This is a genomic window from Spirosoma gilvum (genome assembly GCF_054776815.1).
Genome location: NZ_BAAHBH010000001.1, coordinates 686,204 through 702,154 on the forward strand (window position 1 = coordinate 686,204; position 15,951 = coordinate 702,154).

The following is a 15,951-nucleotide window of genomic DNA, read 5'->3' on the forward strand; positions in this document are numbered from 1 at the left end:
AATGCTTTCAACACGACGTGAGTTTCTTAAACAGTTTGGAGTGGCATCGGCCGGAGCCGGTTTGCTGAACTCGGTTTGGGTAGACAGTCTTATGGCGGCTCCGGCCAAAAAGATGTTCTTCGAGGTTTCACTGGCCGAATGGTCGCTGCACCGAACCTTACAGGCCGGTAAGCTGACGAATATGGAATTTCCGGCGAAAGCGAAGACGGATTTTGGCATCAGTGCCGTTGAATATGTAGATCAGTTTTTCAAGGACAAAGCCAAGGACCAGACTTACCTGAGTGAATTGAAGAAACGGGCCGAGGACCTGGGCGTTCGAAATGTGCTGATCATGATCGATACGGCCGGGCCACTGGCTGATCTGGATGAGGCCAAACGGAAGCAGGCTGTTGAATCCCATTATCAGTGGATCGATGCAGCTAAGTTTCTGGGTTGTCATTCCATCCGGGTTAATCTGCGCGGCAAAGGAACCGCCGATGAAATCGCTAAAAGTAGTGTCGATGGTTTGGGACGACTGGCCGAGTACGGAGCCAAAGCAGGGATCGGTGTTATTGTTGAAAATCACGGCGGCTACTCGTCCGATGGGAAGTGGCTCATGCAGGTGATGAAGCAGATCAATAACCCCTATGCCGGTACCTTGCCCGATTTCGACAATTTTAAACTGTCCGACACGGAGGTTTATGATCGCTACCTGGGCGTGCAGGAAATGATGCCCTTTGCCAAAGGCGTCAGTGCAAAATCGCGGGATTTTGACGAGCAGGGCAACGAAGTAACGATCGACTATGAACGGCTGCTTCAGATTGTGAAGAAAGAAAAAACATCCGCCTTTAAAGGCTATATCGGCATCGAATATTCGGGCAACCGGCTTAGTGAAGACGAAGGTATTCGTGCCACCAAACTCCTGCTTGACCGGATCGGTCAACGGGTTTCCTGATACTATAGAATTAACCAATTAATTACCTATGCAACGACGTTCTGTCTTAAAAAACTTAGCCGTAACGGTTGGCGGGTTGGTGAGTCTTCCGGCCTGGGCATCTGGCTGGACACCCGAATCACTAGGATCCGTAGCCATCGTGTCGGTCGATGAAGAGACGCTCCTGGGCGAGATCGTAGAGACGTTCATTCCCCAAACTACAACGCCGGGGGCTAAGACGCTAAAAGTCCATCAGTTTGCCTTACGGATGATTCGGGATTGTTATGGCTTACCTGCTCAAACAACGCTTCAGCAAGGGTTGGCGCTGGTCGATACAACAGCCCAGCAAACTTACACCAGGTCATTTGTCGATTGTGACCCAACTCAGCGGCTGGCAATTCTAACTCAATTGTCTACCTCTACTGACCCGGCTGGTAAACTCTTTGTCGATATGGCCAAGCGGTTGACCATTCAGGGATACATGAATTCGGAGTATTACCTGGTCAATGTGGAAAAGTTCAACATGGCTCCCGGTTTTTATCACGGTTGCGTGCCTGTCCAGAAGCCAATTGAAAATGCCAGCCGATAAAGGCCGGTTTCAGATCATTTCTTTTCATTCGTTATCATGTCTTACTTCAATATAGATTCGGTTAAAGAGCGTAGCTTCGATGCTATTGTCATTGGTTCTGGAATTAGCGGAGGCTGGGCGGCCAAGGAGCTGACCGGCAAAGGTTTACGAACACTGGTGCTGGAGCGGGGCCGGGATGTCAAACACATTACGGATTACCCCACCACGATGATGCAGCCCTGGGAATTTCAACATCTGGGTCAATTGACACGGGAAATGCGGGAGACCAATCCCATAGCCAGTCGGTGCTATGCGTTCCGGGAAGATGCTACCCATTTTTTTGTGAAAGATGCCGAGCATCCCTATGTACAGGAAAAACCCTTCGACTGGATTCGTGGCTATCAGGTAGGCGGTAAATCGCTCATGTGGGCGCGGGGAACGCAACGCTGGTCGGATTACGATTTTGACGGCCCTGCCCGTGATGGTTTTGCCGTCGACTGGCCCATTCGCTATGCCGATATTGCCCCCTGGTATAGTCACGTAGAGAAGTTTGCGGGTATCTCGGGCAACAAGGATGGCCTGCCCCAATTGCCCGATGGCGAGTTTTTACCCCCACATGAACAGTCGTGCGTGGAGAAGCACTTCACCGATCAGATGGCCAAGCATTACAACGGCACCCGCCCCATCATTATCGGTCGCTGTGCACACCTGACCAAGCCACAACCGATTCATTATCAGCAGGGGAGAGCCCAGTGCCAGAACCGGTCTCTTTGCCAGCGCGGTTGTCCGTATGGTGGCTATTTCAGCAGTAACTCATCGACCTTGCCCTGGGCAGCCAAAACCGGTAAAATGACCCTGCGCCCTGACTCGGTTGTGCATTCGATAATTTTCGATGAGAAAAAAAATAAGGCAACAGGCGTTCGGGTGATCGATGCGCATACCAAGCAGATGACGGAGTATTATGCCCGCATCATCTTTGTCAATGCTGCCTGCCTGAACTCAAACCTGATTCTGCTGAACTCGACCTCGACTCGTTTTCCGAATGGACTTGGTAACGACAATGGGTTGTTAGGGAAATACATCGCCTTTCATAACTTCCGTACAACCATATCGGCTGAACACGAAGGATTTCAGGATACCAAAACCGAAGGTATTCGGCCCAACAGCAGTTATATTCCCCGATTCCGTAACGTCTTCAAACAGGAAACCGACTTTTTGCGGGGTTATGCCGCCGGGTTTGGGTCATCCCGCATGACGAATATCGATACGTCAGGAATGGGCGAGAGCCTGAAATCGAGCCTGATGCAGCCCAAATACGGTAACTGGCGCGTGGGCTCGCACATGATGGGCGAAACCATTCCGAAAGAAAGCAGTTACGTCGCCCTCGATCAGAATCAGACCGACCAGTGGGGTATTCCACTGCTTCGCATATCCGTTGCCTACGATGATAACGATGAAAAAATGATTCGGGATTTTCACGAGCAAATGACTGAAATGCTGACGGTTGCCGGGTTTACCAATATTCAGACACACGACGTTCCTGACAAAGCCCCCGGCCTTGACATCCACGAAATGGGTGGCGTACGGATGGGTAAAGACCCCAAAACATCAATGCTCAATAAATGGAACCAGTTGCATGCCTGCAAGAACGTCTTTGTGACTGATGGGGCCTGCATGACCTCCACATCGACGCAGAATCCATCGCTAACGTTCATGGCCATTACGGCACGGGCTGCCGACCACGCGGTGAAAGAAATGCGAAAGGGGCTTTTGTAAGCGATCAACTGCATCAGGATTCCCCGTTCTGTGGAAAATCGTTCAGCCGCATTATTGTACATAGCTGTGCAGTAATGCGGCTGAATTGTTTATCTGAGATGCTCCAGACAAGCAATCAAATAATTATAGTTGACCTGCCAGCGATTCTTCTTGCCAGGCGGCTGGAATCTGACGAATAACGGCTTCGAACTCTTCTGCCCGATGCGCCCACGAATTGGCTTTTGCCATGGTCACCCGATCAGCTACTCGTGCGGGAGTTGTATCGCTTAGCGCTTTTCGTAATGCTCTGGCAAACTCTTCCGGACTGTTTGCTAATTCGATTACGCCATCGAAATCATTTAATAAGGAAAATGGAGTTGACACAACCGGCAAACCGGCCGCCAGGTACTCATTGATTTTTAGCGGATATATAGTATAGGTGTGTTCATTACATACAAATGGAATCATAGCCGCACTCATCTGCGCCAGTAAGGGCGGAAGCTCTCCAGGTTGTCGTGATGGTGTAAAAAGTACGTTGGGGTATGTGCACAGGCGTTTGGTTATGGCAGGCTCCTGTATTTCTCCAATGAACTGAAACGTGACATCGGGCATCGTCTGCACACAGTAGTCAACAATGTCGATATTGATCCGGTTATCGGCCGTACCCAGGTAACCCACAATTGGGGTAGTCGGTGGCGATTGCTGAGCTAACTGAAATGCCTGATTGAACAACTCGAAGTTGACCCCATTCTTCACACAAAAAGCATTGGGCTGTAAGCCCGACTTCGACCGGCGAAGGGTTTCCGAAGTTGTCACGACCGCATCAACCTGCCGAAGATAGTCAGGTTCGTAGCGACTACCATGCCGACGCATCCAGTTGATGATGGTGATTTCGTCAAAACAGTAATAAATCGTAGCACACTCATCCAGCTTCTTTAGCATAGGTAAGCCAAAGACTGGGTTCAACCCGTTGATAACCAACGGGTGTTTCATGTCCAGTTGCCGCATGACCCGGCGAAGGCCCGCCACCAAACGACTTACATTTTGCTGAACCAGTAAATCGTGTGCTTTGGGCAGCATCCAGTTGACGGGCAGCATCAGGGGCGGAGTCCAGACATGTACTTCATGTCCATTGGCGAATGTCTTTTTGGTAAGCGGATCTTTCAGCCGAATAAGCTCACGAATAGGCATTCCGTGTCGTCCGGCAAGGCCCATCGCCCAATCCTTCAATGTGTATTGATAATCGACATACAGTATCTTATGCCGAACAGATAATTCGGTCATGAGTTGCACAACTGCCTTCTGGAAATCTCCTTCCCAGGTTGTCTGACCCAGGCAGACTATGCTGTCAAATTGTTGCATGTATGCAAGCGGAACGCCCTTATGGTGAATGGTAATTATTACTAGGTACGCTGTGGACGAATAGTACGTTGCAGTTGATAGGTGTGTTAGATTAAATAAAATTAAGCTTTATTAAGCATCGTGTTAGTCAAATTGGCCAATTGAGCAATTGTACTTAATTCTGTGATGTTTTTGTGTCGTGTGGAGGGTGGGGCATTAAGTAAGAAAATGCCCGTTTTAGCTCTTTGCCGATTCGGGTTTTTAACCCATGTATGAGCGTGCCTTCCTGAAGGATAGTTCGGGGACCTGTCCACACTCTGGCCGAGTTCGTTTTCATCTGTACAACCCGACCGTATTGCATCATATCGAAGCACAGCCGTCCATCGTCGCCACGAGTGTTATGCATAATATAGCCAGCTTTTAACCCCGCTTCGCGTACATAGCCCATGCTAATACCATAAGCATTCAGGTATGGGCGTTTGATATGACGAATTTCGGCCATCATATCTTTTAGTGTTTCGTGAAGCGAGAACTGCCAGCGGGGAATATCGGGTGGAGCGATAAACGAATACCGGCCATACACACAGACTACGCCCGGCTGCTGCAGTTTTTTCATCATCTCGTTGAGCCAGTTTTTAGGATATAAGCAGTCTGCATCGGCCAGAAGAATATACTGACTGGTAGACTTTTCCTGACCTAGCTGACGAGCCGGACCGCATCCTTGAATGGGTTGAAAGAGCCGCTGGATGTGCAGTTTTTCCATGGTCTCCTGGGTACGGTCCGACGAATTATTATTAACAACAATGATATCAAATGGAATAGCTGTTTCCATTGCTGATAAACTGCTGATGGTACGGATCAAATTGATCTCTTCGTTAAAAGCGGCAATGACAACCGAAACCAGCGGTGTACGACTGATGCGTTTATCTAAACGGGCATTGATCTCATCAAATACTGTCTGTGGCACCTGGTCGATGGTTTCGAACGGGTACTCGTAAGGTTTAATCCAGTTAGGGTTAGATAAAACGTTCATGATCTGTAAGGGAAGGAGATTTTTCGTGATTTCCAATCCACACAGGCTGCGTAGAAAGGATTAAGTTGAGTAAGCCAATATATATAGGGTAACAGAAAAAAGAATGATGCTGTTTATGACACTAAACTGTACTTATTGACTGAATCGGCATATACATCGAGTAATTTTCCCGCTGTGGCTTCCCAGGAGAAGAGAGTTGCCCGTTGTAATCCTTTCCGGCGTAAATCATCCCGCAGATCCGATCTGGAAATGAGCTTATTAATGCCATCGGCCATTTCCTCCGTTGAGGTTGGATCAACTAGTAAGGCTGCATTGCCAGCCACCTCGGGCATCGAAGAAGTCGTTGACGTAAGTACAGGCGTACCGGATGCCATCGCTTCCAGTATCGGTAACCCGAAACTTTCCCGCAAGGATGGGCATAGGAAGATCGTAGCGGCATTATAAATAAACGGCAGGATATAATTGGGAATGTAGCCGCATAAAATAATGTCGTTTATCAGCGAATGACCATCAATTTCAGTTAGAATGTCGTTTAATGCTGAAGCCGGCAGATTCGAAATAACGACTGGTAAGGTGAGCTGTCCCTGTTGTTTCAGTAAAAGTAGCGATTCTAATACACCGCGTACGTTCTTTTTAGGGTCGGTATTTCCCAGGAAAAAGATAAAGTCTTTGGGTAGTTTGTACTTCTGGCGAATGCTATCCAGTTGGTCCTGATCGTTGATAACCCGAAACTGGTTGCTTACAGCATTCCAGATGGATACAACCCGGGCTGGATCGAGGTGCAGATGATCGATAATCCGCTGACGTTCAAAGTTCGATACCGTGATAAGCCGCTCGCAGTTCCGAACAATACGGGGTACATTCCAGCGTCGATATTGGTTTCCGAACCGCTGGTACCAGCTTCCTGCCAACAAGGGCTGTCGTTCCAGAAAAATAATATCGTGGAGTGTTACAACCAAAGGTACCGGGCAGTTGAGCGGGGCCGTATTGGCCGTACAGTGTAGTAAATCGATACCGTACTGCGCAATTGCTTTTGGGAGCGTATATTGTTCCCAAACGGGGTATGGGCCACCTGGAAGCTCCACCAACTGCACGTTCGGTGAGTCGGGTAACCCCTTATGGTCTGCGTCGGGTTTGACGAAAATAATAAATTCGTGTTCCCTATGATTCGCCAACGCTCGTATGGTTTCCAGCGCGACGATATCCATTCCGTGCTTATGCGGACGTAGGAGTCGTTGTGCTTCTATTCCGATTCTCATATAAATAGCTCTTATGGGTAGAATGAACCAATGACCGGGGCTGAACAGGTGTATCCCAGCGGTCACAGGTGGTAAATAAAATCGAGTTGATGAACAGAATAGTGCTGGTCGGAAACTGGCCAAGAATGGGATTGGTGTAACTCACCACACAGATTCCGGCAAACTCAGCCAGCAGGGCAATCATGATGGAGGTTAACCACGGGTCTTTCAGTTGCCAGACTTTAATGGTGCCGATCAGCATAATAATGCCCAGAAAGGTCAGGTACACGGACAAACCTACAATCCCGGTTTCAATCCAGACCTGAACGTACCAACTGTCGGTTGGGATCTGGGAGGCAAAATAGTTGGGAGTAAACCGTTGCCCATTGCCCGATGTGGTACCAATGCCAGCCCCAAAGGGCATGTCTTTTAAGTAATGCTGCAACCGTTGCTGGTTCTCCAGTCGAACCAGAAAGGAAGCGTCCTGCGTCGGTCGTAGCGCGGTTCGTATCCGCCAGATTTGGTAGTTAGAGTCGCCAATATGGGTAAATAAGAGGAAGGCTAAAATAGGAAGGGCAACGGCCAGCCCTCGTAAAATGTACACCAGGTTCCGCTTTAAAATGAAATAAGCTGGATAACCGGCTACAATCACAAATAGGGCTCCCCGCGTACCTGACACGGCAAAACCCCAGAAGAAAATGACTACCAGAAAGACGCAAAGAAATCGTTTTAACCAGGACTGCGTCTCAAAAAAGAAGATGATACACACCAGCGTTACGCCTGCCATTTCGGAGCCAAACTGACCCGCATCGGAGTAAAATGAAAAACTGCGTAACTGGCCCCATAAAATATGCTGTTTGGCTGCCCCTGCGGCCAACCACCGGACTTCGGCAGGCTCCAAACCGATGTACTGCTGCTTAAACGCCCATAAAGCAGCTAGAAAGGACCAGAAAAGCCAGGCTCCTATAAATAGACGAATATCCTTTTTGGTAATGGGTGCTACCAGCACCACAATAGCAATCAGAAACCAGTTGAGCGAGAGCGAGCGAGCACCATAAAACCAGGCAGCCGGATAGGGGTGACCCGGATTGAAATATTCCAGAATCGTAAAGGTCATCCAGGTAATCAGGAGCCAGAAGACCGGCCGACGTAGTCGTTTCCAGTTCATCCGTTTACCATTCAGGAAGGTACTTACCAGCGTTAATACCAGCACGGCATCCAATCCCGTGCCCAGCGCTAAATCCGTTTCCAGAAGACGACTAAATCCGAGGATAAAACTAAGCTGAACATACAGGAACAGACCGATACGAGGTTCCAGCAGGATGCTGATACCTATGCCTAATGCAACAGGCAGGCCTACAGTTACAAGCGCGCCCATAATACCCCAGGCACCCACCAGCCAACCGGCTAAAACTGCTACCAGGAGGCCTAATACCGTAAAAAACCAGGGCTTATCGCGCCATTGGCCGATAAGCTGAAAAGGGTGGTTCGTTGGTAAGTCCAGATTCATAACAGGGTATGGACCAAGGTCATTCGTTGAGCTTAATGTATGACTAAACCGGCGATATACTGGGTGAAGTTAGATTCCAGAAGGCACCGTTAATAAAGGCTTTTGCATGTTGCAGCCGACCCAGAATCAGGTAGGTACCAACATGCTTGGGAAACACAAACGCACTGAAAAACAGAAAAAACACCATCCGCTGAAACGCCGAACAATGGCGTCGCATAAACAGGATGCGGTTGCGCGTCAGGTAATAGGTTCGCAGAGGGCTATTCTGCCCGACCGACACCGATTCTTTATGAAGAATAGATGCCGACGGCTGGTAATAAATCAGATAACCTGCATTCCGGATGCGCTGCGACCAGTCCAGTTCTTCGTAATACAGAAAAAAGCGTTCCGCAAATCGCCCCACTTTCTCCACCACGTTTCGGCTCACCATCATGGCACAGCCATGGGCAAAGTAGGTCGAATGCGGCTTATCAAACTGTCCATCGTCTTTTTGCTTAAAGCCAATGGCCGTAGTCTGCCCGGTAAACATGTTAATCGGGTTATAACCAGCATACTGTACCAACTGGGGCGCATCGAAAAAACGAATTTTAGGGCAGGTAACACCTACCTGTTCGTTCTCGGCAAAGGGCTTCAACAGTTCGTCCAGTATGGCTGGCGATAACTCGGTGTCGTTATTGACAATGAAAAAGAAATCACCTTTAGCTAGCTGAATGCCTAAATTATTCCCACCCGTAAAGCCCAGGTTTTCTTCGCTCCGGACAATGCGCAGGTGAGGATATTGAGTTGAGTCGATGACGGCATCAAGCGGCTGGGCCGATGCATTATCGACTACGATCAGTTCATAATTCGGATAAGTTAGGGTGTTGGCCGACTCCAGAAATTGCCGGGTTATTTCAGCCTGGTTATAGTTGATCGTGATAATCGACACACAAGCCTGCCCTTCCTTATCCATTACACGTTCTCTTTTTGCCATAAGCTGAAAAAGGTTCTCCAGATAATGAGGAGGTCCGTTTTGAGTGAAAACGTGTGAGAGTATTCGATATCGAGTAATGTTCGTTCCCGATCCGACATTATTTCCTGGCCTTTAGCTCGTTTTTGCACCTGCCAGAGGCCCGTTAATCCGGCCGGACCAGCAAACCGCTTGGCGAATTCATCGGAAGTAAGCTTTTCGGCTTCGTACAAGGGTAGTGGCCGGTTGCCAACCAATGACATATCGCCCAGCAGAATGTTGAACAGTTGAGGCAATTCGTCGATACTGCTATTGCGGAGGAACGTACCCAGTCGGGTTACACGCGGGTCGTTCCGGAATTTCATAAATTTAGCTGAGGTCCTCGCTTCCTGTAGATACGCTTTTTCACAGATGGGTTTGTCTTGATCAAAAAGCAGACGTTGACAGGATATCCCCTGTGCTCGACAAGCACTGCAAAGGTGTTCCACATCATTTGTTGGAGTATTTGGACTTGTTGAGGGGGCATAGATGTTATGGTCGGCAAGTTGATTTAATAATTGATCGGCTTCGACGCGCATAGTCCGAAACTTATACATGTCGAAAACATGGAAATTGGCTCCGGCCCGCTTTGACTTGTAGATGACAGGCCCTTTAGAATCCAGAAAAATCAGCAACGCAACCAGCAGCATCAAGGGCGATAGCAGGAATAGAATAGCGAGCGAAACCGTGATGTCGATGACTCGTTTCCACCAGGGAATGGTCAGATGGTGAACGGGAGTTGAGGACGAATCCTGAGTTAAAAAAGCGCGAACCTGACTATTTAAGGAGAGGTAGTAGTTTATTTTCGATGCGAGTCGATGATTGTCTTCGTTAATGACCAGTATGTCAGTAGCGCCTGTGATCAGCGCTGTTTGGAGTAATTGGGTTTCGCCGAGTCGGCAGGTAACCAGAAAAGGAACCAGTCGATAATCTTCTTTAGCCCGGATGATGGCAGCCGTTGCCAGGCCTGTATGTTTATCGGCAATGATCAGATCTACTTTCTGACTATCGGTCAGCCACTGTTGGGCGTCTTTCTCTTCCCTGAACCTTACCACAGAACAGGTCGTGCCTGCAATGGTAGCAATGCGGTTGGCGATCAGATCGTCCTGCATGACCAATAAGACACAAGTATTTAACATTTTATTTTCTAAAATGGACGTTGAAAAAGGGTAATATGATTGGTGGCAGACCGACATAATCGGAGTGGAAGACCGATGTATTTAGTAATGAAATACAAACGAATCGTTAGTAAACACGAAACTATGTTATATTGAATCGTATTTTTTCTTGAAATAGTACTATATAATACGGAATGTACGCAGTACACTAAACGCTGAAGCGCTTAAACGAGTTGAAAGGCAATCAGAAAAATCTTATGCGCTTTGGGACAAAGAATAATTACCAAAGAGCATCGACAAAAGTCGCGACTTTTGATGCCAGAACGTTTTCGTTTCTGGCTCATTAGACAGAGGCATAAGTTGTCGATGAATTTCTTCAATAGGTAATTCAACCCGCCGAAGTAGTGCGTGTAATTTTGCTTTTACTTCTAATGGGTTAAATGGCTTGGAAAGAAACGCATCAACGCCTTGTTCGAGACATTGAATCCGAGTTGCGCTGTCGGGTACGTTTGAGAGGATAACTACCGGCGTTTGAGATGCCAGCCGGCTCATTCGTATAAGTTTGGTTAGCTCAAGACCGTTGAAAAAAGTCAGATCCAACTCCGTCAATACACAATCAAAACGATTTCCCTGAATCAGTAGCCGGGCAGCTTCCTGCCCCGAATTAGCTACCGTAATCTTGAAATCTTTATTCAGTGTTTCGACGAGAATGTTCACCACATACGGGTTTTCATCCACAATCAGCAAATGATACCTGGCGTTCATTTGTTATGAAGTTAAAATTACTTATGGGTTAGATTTTAAATTTTTAGACTACCGGAGAAATGGCCGGTTACTTTTTGTAGTAAAAAAAAACTACTTTCCTCTTATAAGGTCGCGTCAATTGCCTCGGAAAAATTATACTTTATATATTAAATTAGATTAATTTGTTAGAGTGATTAACCTTCTGATAATAAATATTTTACGTTTATAAGCCTTTTGAATGTATAATCCACTAATGCGGTGTTATCCATAGACTAATAGTTAACTTAATAAAATACAAAATTGATTAAGCGGTAGCTGTTTCGACCTCGTTTTAGTATTGACCCTTACGGATCGGTCAGTAAGCATGAACAATCCATAAGTATCCTATCCGTTTTAGCACAAAGCCGTATCTTTGGCCTACGTATCAGTTGTATTTATGAACCAACCAACCCGATTTCAACCGCTCCGGCGGACCGGATTTCGACCCCACCTGATTGCTATACTGGGGCTATTTATCCTAACCTTAGTTTATTTCTCTCCTGTTTTATCGGGAAAAACGCTGTCGATGCACGACGTTCAGGAAGCGTCGGCGGCTGCTCGTGAAATACGGGACATAACCAAACAAACGGGCGATAAACCGCTTTGGACCGATGCCGTATTTAGTGGTATGCCCGGTTATATGATCGATTTCAACTATCCATATATCCTGGTGTATAAAGCCGTGATGGGGGTAGTTAATATATTGCCGAATACGGCCAGTATAGTTTTCGTAGTGATGTTCAGTATGTATATCCTGCTGGTTGTACTGGGGTGTAATGCCTGGCTCGCGGCACTGGGAGCTGCTGCCTATGGATTAGGTACGTTTAGCATTGTTAGCCTTGAAGCGGGCCACGTGTCCAAGCTTTTTGCCCTGGGCTACGGAGCGGGTATGTTGGCTGGGGTTATTCTGGCGCTGCGGGGGCGTTATTGGATTGGGGCTGCGCTGACAGGTCTTTTTCTGTCGATGGAATTAGGCGCTAATCACATTCAGATCACCTACTATCTGTTCATGACGGTCGGCCTTTACGTCCTTATTGAAGGGATTACCTTAATCCGAAATGGTCAGGGACGGCAATTTGCGTTGGGATTGGCTACATTGGCCGTGGTTGGCGCAATCGCAGCGGGCAGTTTCGGTAAACGATTGCTGGTGCTGAATCAATATACGAAGGAAACGATTCGGGGTAAGTCGGAGCTGACGGCGAAAACAACGAATCCCGATGGGAAAACGCCAAGCAGTGAATCGAAAGGAGGACTGGATAAAGATTACGCCTTTACTTATAGTTATGGGAAGGCCGAAACACTCACGCTGCTGATTCCAAGCGCCTTTGGAGGGGCATCGGGAGGTGGATTGACAACCGACTCTGAGTTTTACAAGGCGATGGTGAATCGGGGGGTAGATCCGGGAGCGGCCAAACAACTAGCTGAATTAGGGGCACCCACGTATTGGGGCGATCAGCCGATGGTAGGCGGACCGGCCTATGCAGGGGCAGCTCTACTGTTCCTCTTTGTACTGGGGATGTTTGTTATTCGTAATCCAATCCGGTGGTGGCTGCTGAGTGCCGCCGTGCTGATGATTATGCTGGCCTGGGGTAAAAACCTGTTATTTTTCAATGAGTTTTTATTCGACTACTTACCCTACCTGAACAAATTCAGGGCCATGACCATGGCGTTTTGTTTAGCCCAGTTGTTTCTGGCGGCCGGGGCAGCGCTGGGGCTTCAGACTATTGTGAATCAGAAACTCACGTTTGCTCAATTACGGCAACCACTACTGATCAGCCTGGGCGTAACAGCGGGTGTGGCGCTGGTAATGGCCGTTATGGGCGGAACGTTCTTTACCTTCCAGACCCCCAACGACGCGATGATCTTATCCCGGTATTTTGGCGAGGCAAGTAAAGATTTTCTGGCTCCCCTCATCAGCGACCGGCAAAGTATGATGCGTTCCGATGCATTCCGGTCAGTTATTCTGATCGTATTGACTGCCGGGATTGTCTGGTTATTTATCACCGATAAAATTAAGTCGACGGTATTCTACCCCTTACTGCTGGCTGTCGTCATTTTCGATCTGTTTGCTGTCGACAAGCGGTTTTTGAACAACGCCGATTTTGTGCCTAAATCGCAGGTGACGAATATTTTTGAGCCAACCCCGGCCGATGAACAGATCCTTCAGGACAAATCGCTGGGGTATCGCGTGTTCGACCAGACGGGGTCGTTTATGGAAACGAACCGGACTTCCTACTTCCATCGATCGATAGGGGGCTACAACACAACCCGGCTCCGGCGGTACAACGAACTGATCAATTACGCGTTTCAGCCCAATACGCTCCACATTCTGAACATGCTGAATGCGAAATACGTGATTCAGGAAGGGCAGGCTAATCCGGCTAATCCGCAGCAACCGGCCGGGCCGATCGTGATTCCAAATCCGGAGGTGCTGGGTGCTGCCTGGTTTGTTGGAAACGTGCAGCAAGTGGCCAACGCGGATGAGGAAATGGCCGCAATGAAAACCCTGAACCCACGCGACACGGCTGTAGTCGACAAACGATTTGCGGCCGAATTAGGGAATTTGCCAGCTAAAATGGACCACACAGGTAGTTCCATTCAGTTGACGAGCTATAGGCCTGATAAGCTAATCTATCAGGCAAACGCCGTTCGGGATGGATTGGTCGTATTCTCAGAAGTATATTACAGGGGCCAAGAAGACTGGCAGGCTTTTATTGACGGTAAGCCAGCTCCACACTTGCGTGCTAATTATACGCTGCGTGCCATGCACGTTCCGGCAGGAAAGCATACCATTGAGTTTCGATTCGATCCCCCGCTGGCAAAAACTGGCGATATGATTGATCTGATCTGCAATGTGCTCCTGATCGGGTTGATTGGCTTTGTTGCGTTCCGGGAAAGCCGTAATCGCCCAATGGAACCTATGCCTGAAGCTGACTCAATGAGTCCAGTGGATACGGAAGCACCAAAACAACCTGCGAAGAAGACTAAGACCCGATAAGTTTATCCAGGAATCATAAAAAAGACGCCAACGAATCGCTGGCGTCTTTTTTATGATTCCTGTTTTACTTTTTAGCAGTTGGCTTGGCTTCAGGTTTCGACATTACCAACTGTTTAGGTTTTTGCGGGCGAGTATTGCCATACGAGCCCATGGAAATCTTTCCTTTCCTGGATTTTCTATCGCCTTTGCCCATACGCTAGTCGTAGTTTAGTTGAATGATTTGTGTAGTTTATTCGAAAAAGACAAATTTTTGACAGATATACTATGTTATACGGTTGTTAGCCTACTCAAGCCAACAAGAACGGGACTTTACCGAGAAGTAAATAATTGCTGAAAAATTATAACCTTCGGAGTAGGTCGCTGGGTAGTTAGAGTTGCAAAATGAGAATATTGATAATGATAGATTTAATGAAGAGAGTAATTAGGGTATAAATGTTTATTGAGTGGTTTTAAAGGGTAAATAAGTATTACCATTATTGTTTATTAAATAAATTTAGTAATTTTTTTTAGTAGTTTTGTAGGTAAACAAAATAGCCTATTATTGTGATTTTTACCGATTTATATATATGAAAATAAGGCAATCTAAATTTTCGGCGAATAACTGGGAAACGGTTTCAGAATCCCCGGATTTTGTACCCGAAAAAGCACAATTAGTACTGGCTTTCGGGGGGCGGAAACTACTGGAAACGATCGATTCCTATGCGTATTTACGGGAAGTTTATCCGAATGCTCAAATCGTTATTAATTCAACCTCAGGCGAGATTGTTGCCGATAAAGTGTACGACGAGACGCTGGTGGTTACGGCAGTAGAATTTGAAAAGTCGATGGTGCGCACCGTGCAGTTCGACATCAGTAACCATAAAGACAGCGGGCGCGTAGGCGAGCAGGTTGGCAGTGCGCTCGATGGCGATGAACTGGCCGGTATCATCCTGATCTCCGATGGGGGCGTTGTAAACGGCAGTGAACTGACGGGAGCTGCCAACAAATGCCTGAAGAAGCAAGTGCCTGTAATTGGTGGTCTGGCTGGCGATGCCGACCGCTTCGAGCGGACACTGGTTGGCGCTAATCAGAATCCCGAATCCGGTAAAGTAGTCGGTATTGGCCTTTACGGAAAAGAATTAAAGATAGGTCATGGCACCATGGGCGGATGGGATGTATTCGGACCTGAACGCGAAGTGACCAAGTCGACGTATAATGAACTGTACCAGATCGACGACCGAAGTGCATTAGATTTGTATAAGGATTACCTGGGTAAATACGCCGAAGGGTTACCCGGAACGGCCTTACTGTTTCCGCTGTCGATTAAGATAACCCCAGATTCCAGACCGTTGGTACGGACAATTTTGTCCATCGACGAAACAGCGAAGAGTATGGTATTTGCCGGCGATATTCCACAAGGGTCTACCGTTCGGTTTATGCGGCCAAATTTGGATCGGCTGGTTGAAGCCTCGGCAACGGCCGCCCAGAATTCACTCACACAGTTGGGAACAACCCCCGAATTGGCTTTATTGATTAGTTGCGTTGGCCGGAAGCTCGTGTTGGGGCAGCGTACGGAGGAAGAAGTAGAAGTGGCTCGGGGAATTTTCGGAAGCGAACCCTGTATTACCGGTTTTTATTCGTACGGCGAAATTGCTCCGGCGGGCCCCAACTCACCCGGCGAACTCCATAACCAAACCATGACCATAACCATTTTCTCTGAGCAGTAA

Annotated in this window: 13 protein-coding genes; 5 read left to right on the forward strand and 8 right to left on the reverse strand. The window is 47.8% G+C overall.

Translation table 11 applies throughout. The features are described from left to right. The first annotated feature begins 1 nt into the window (after position 1). The 3 genes from ACYVFD_RS02755 to ACYVFD_RS02765 are packed head-to-tail and all read left to right on the forward strand — an operon-like array spanning position 2 to position 3,257. Positions 2 to 934 (forward strand): sugar phosphate isomerase/epimerase family protein, encoded by a 933-nt coding sequence (locus tag ACYVFD_RS02755; RefSeq protein ID WP_461088221.1) that lies wholly within the window; start codon positions 2 to 4, stop codon positions 932 to 934. Between the two features lie 28 nt (positions 935 to 962). Further along, complete coding sequence (locus ACYVFD_RS02760) at positions 963 to 1,502, forward strand: gluconate 2-dehydrogenase subunit 3 family protein (protein ID WP_461088222.1); 540 nt, start codon at positions 963 to 965, stop codon at positions 1,500 to 1,502. 36 nt (positions 1,503 to 1,538) lie between these two features. Next, entirely contained in the window at positions 1,539 to 3,257 is a 1,719-nt protein-coding gene (locus ACYVFD_RS02765) for a GMC oxidoreductase (RefSeq protein ID WP_461088223.1), read from the forward strand. 123 nt (positions 3,258 to 3,380) lie between these two features. Here ACYVFD_RS02765 and ACYVFD_RS02770 read toward each other — a convergent pair whose 3' ends face one another. The 7 genes from ACYVFD_RS02770 to ACYVFD_RS02800 form a co-directional block, all read right to left on the reverse strand. Beyond that, on the reverse strand, positions 3,381 to 4,598 hold the full coding sequence (locus tag ACYVFD_RS02770; protein WP_461088224.1) for a glycosyltransferase: 1,218 nt from the start codon (positions 4,596 to 4,598) through the stop codon (positions 3,381 to 3,383). Positions 4,599 to 4,752: 154 nt separating this feature from the next. Next, positions 4,753 to 5,610 carry a glycosyltransferase family 2 protein gene (locus ACYVFD_RS02775; RefSeq protein ID WP_461088225.1) on the reverse strand — a complete coding sequence of 286 codons (858 nt, stop codon included), beginning with the start codon at positions 5,608 to 5,610 and terminating at the stop codon, positions 4,753 to 4,755. A 113-nt stretch (positions 5,611 to 5,723) separates the two neighbouring features. Beyond that, on the reverse strand, positions 5,724 to 6,869 hold the full coding sequence (locus ACYVFD_RS02780) for a glycosyltransferase family 4 protein (RefSeq protein WP_461088226.1): 1,146 nt from the start codon (positions 6,867 to 6,869) through the stop codon (positions 5,724 to 5,726). Beyond that, on the reverse strand, positions 6,826 to 8,358 hold the full coding sequence (locus ACYVFD_RS02785; protein WP_461088227.1) for an O-antigen ligase family protein: 1,533 nt from the start codon (positions 8,356 to 8,358) through the stop codon (positions 6,826 to 6,828). The genes ACYVFD_RS02780 and ACYVFD_RS02785 overlap by 44 nt, the downstream gene beginning before the upstream one ends. Positions 8,359 to 8,401: 43 nt before the next feature. Further along, positions 8,402 to 9,331: a glycosyltransferase family 2 protein gene (locus ACYVFD_RS02790; protein ID WP_461088228.1), complete on the reverse strand. Its 930-nt coding sequence runs from the start codon at positions 9,329 to 9,331 to the stop codon at positions 8,402 to 8,404. Continuing rightward, positions 9,310 to 10,485 (reverse strand): sugar transferase, encoded by a 1,176-nt coding sequence (locus tag ACYVFD_RS02795; protein WP_461088229.1) that lies wholly within the window; start codon positions 10,483 to 10,485, stop codon positions 9,310 to 9,312. Before ACYVFD_RS02795 ends, ACYVFD_RS02790 begins: the two co-directional genes overlap by 22 nt. 234 nt (positions 10,486 to 10,719) lie before the next feature. Then, on the reverse strand, positions 10,720 to 11,229 hold the full coding sequence (locus ACYVFD_RS02800; protein ID WP_461088230.1) for a response regulator transcription factor: 510 nt from the start codon (positions 11,227 to 11,229) through the stop codon (positions 10,720 to 10,722). A 415-nt stretch (positions 11,230 to 11,644) separates the two neighbouring features. On the opposite strand from ACYVFD_RS02800, the gene ACYVFD_RS02805 reads away from it, so the two are divergent. Beyond that, positions 11,645 to 14,245, forward strand: a complete 2,601-nt coding sequence (locus tag ACYVFD_RS02805) for a hypothetical protein (protein ID WP_461088231.1) — start codon at positions 11,645 to 11,647, stop codon at positions 14,243 to 14,245. A gap of 64 nt (positions 14,246 to 14,309) precedes the next feature. On the opposite strand, the gene ACYVFD_RS02810 is transcribed toward ACYVFD_RS02805, so the two are convergent. Next, positions 14,310 to 14,438: a 30S ribosomal protein THX gene (locus tag ACYVFD_RS02810; protein ID WP_461088232.1), complete on the reverse strand. Its 129-nt coding sequence runs from the start codon at positions 14,436 to 14,438 to the stop codon at positions 14,310 to 14,312. A gap of 373 nt (positions 14,439 to 14,811) precedes the next feature. On the opposite strand from ACYVFD_RS02810, the gene ACYVFD_RS02815 reads away from it, so the two are divergent. Further along, positions 14,812 to 15,951 carry an FIST signal transduction protein gene (locus ACYVFD_RS02815; RefSeq protein ID WP_461088233.1) on the forward strand — a complete coding sequence of 380 codons (1,140 nt, stop codon included), beginning with the start codon at positions 14,812 to 14,814 and terminating at the stop codon, positions 15,949 to 15,951.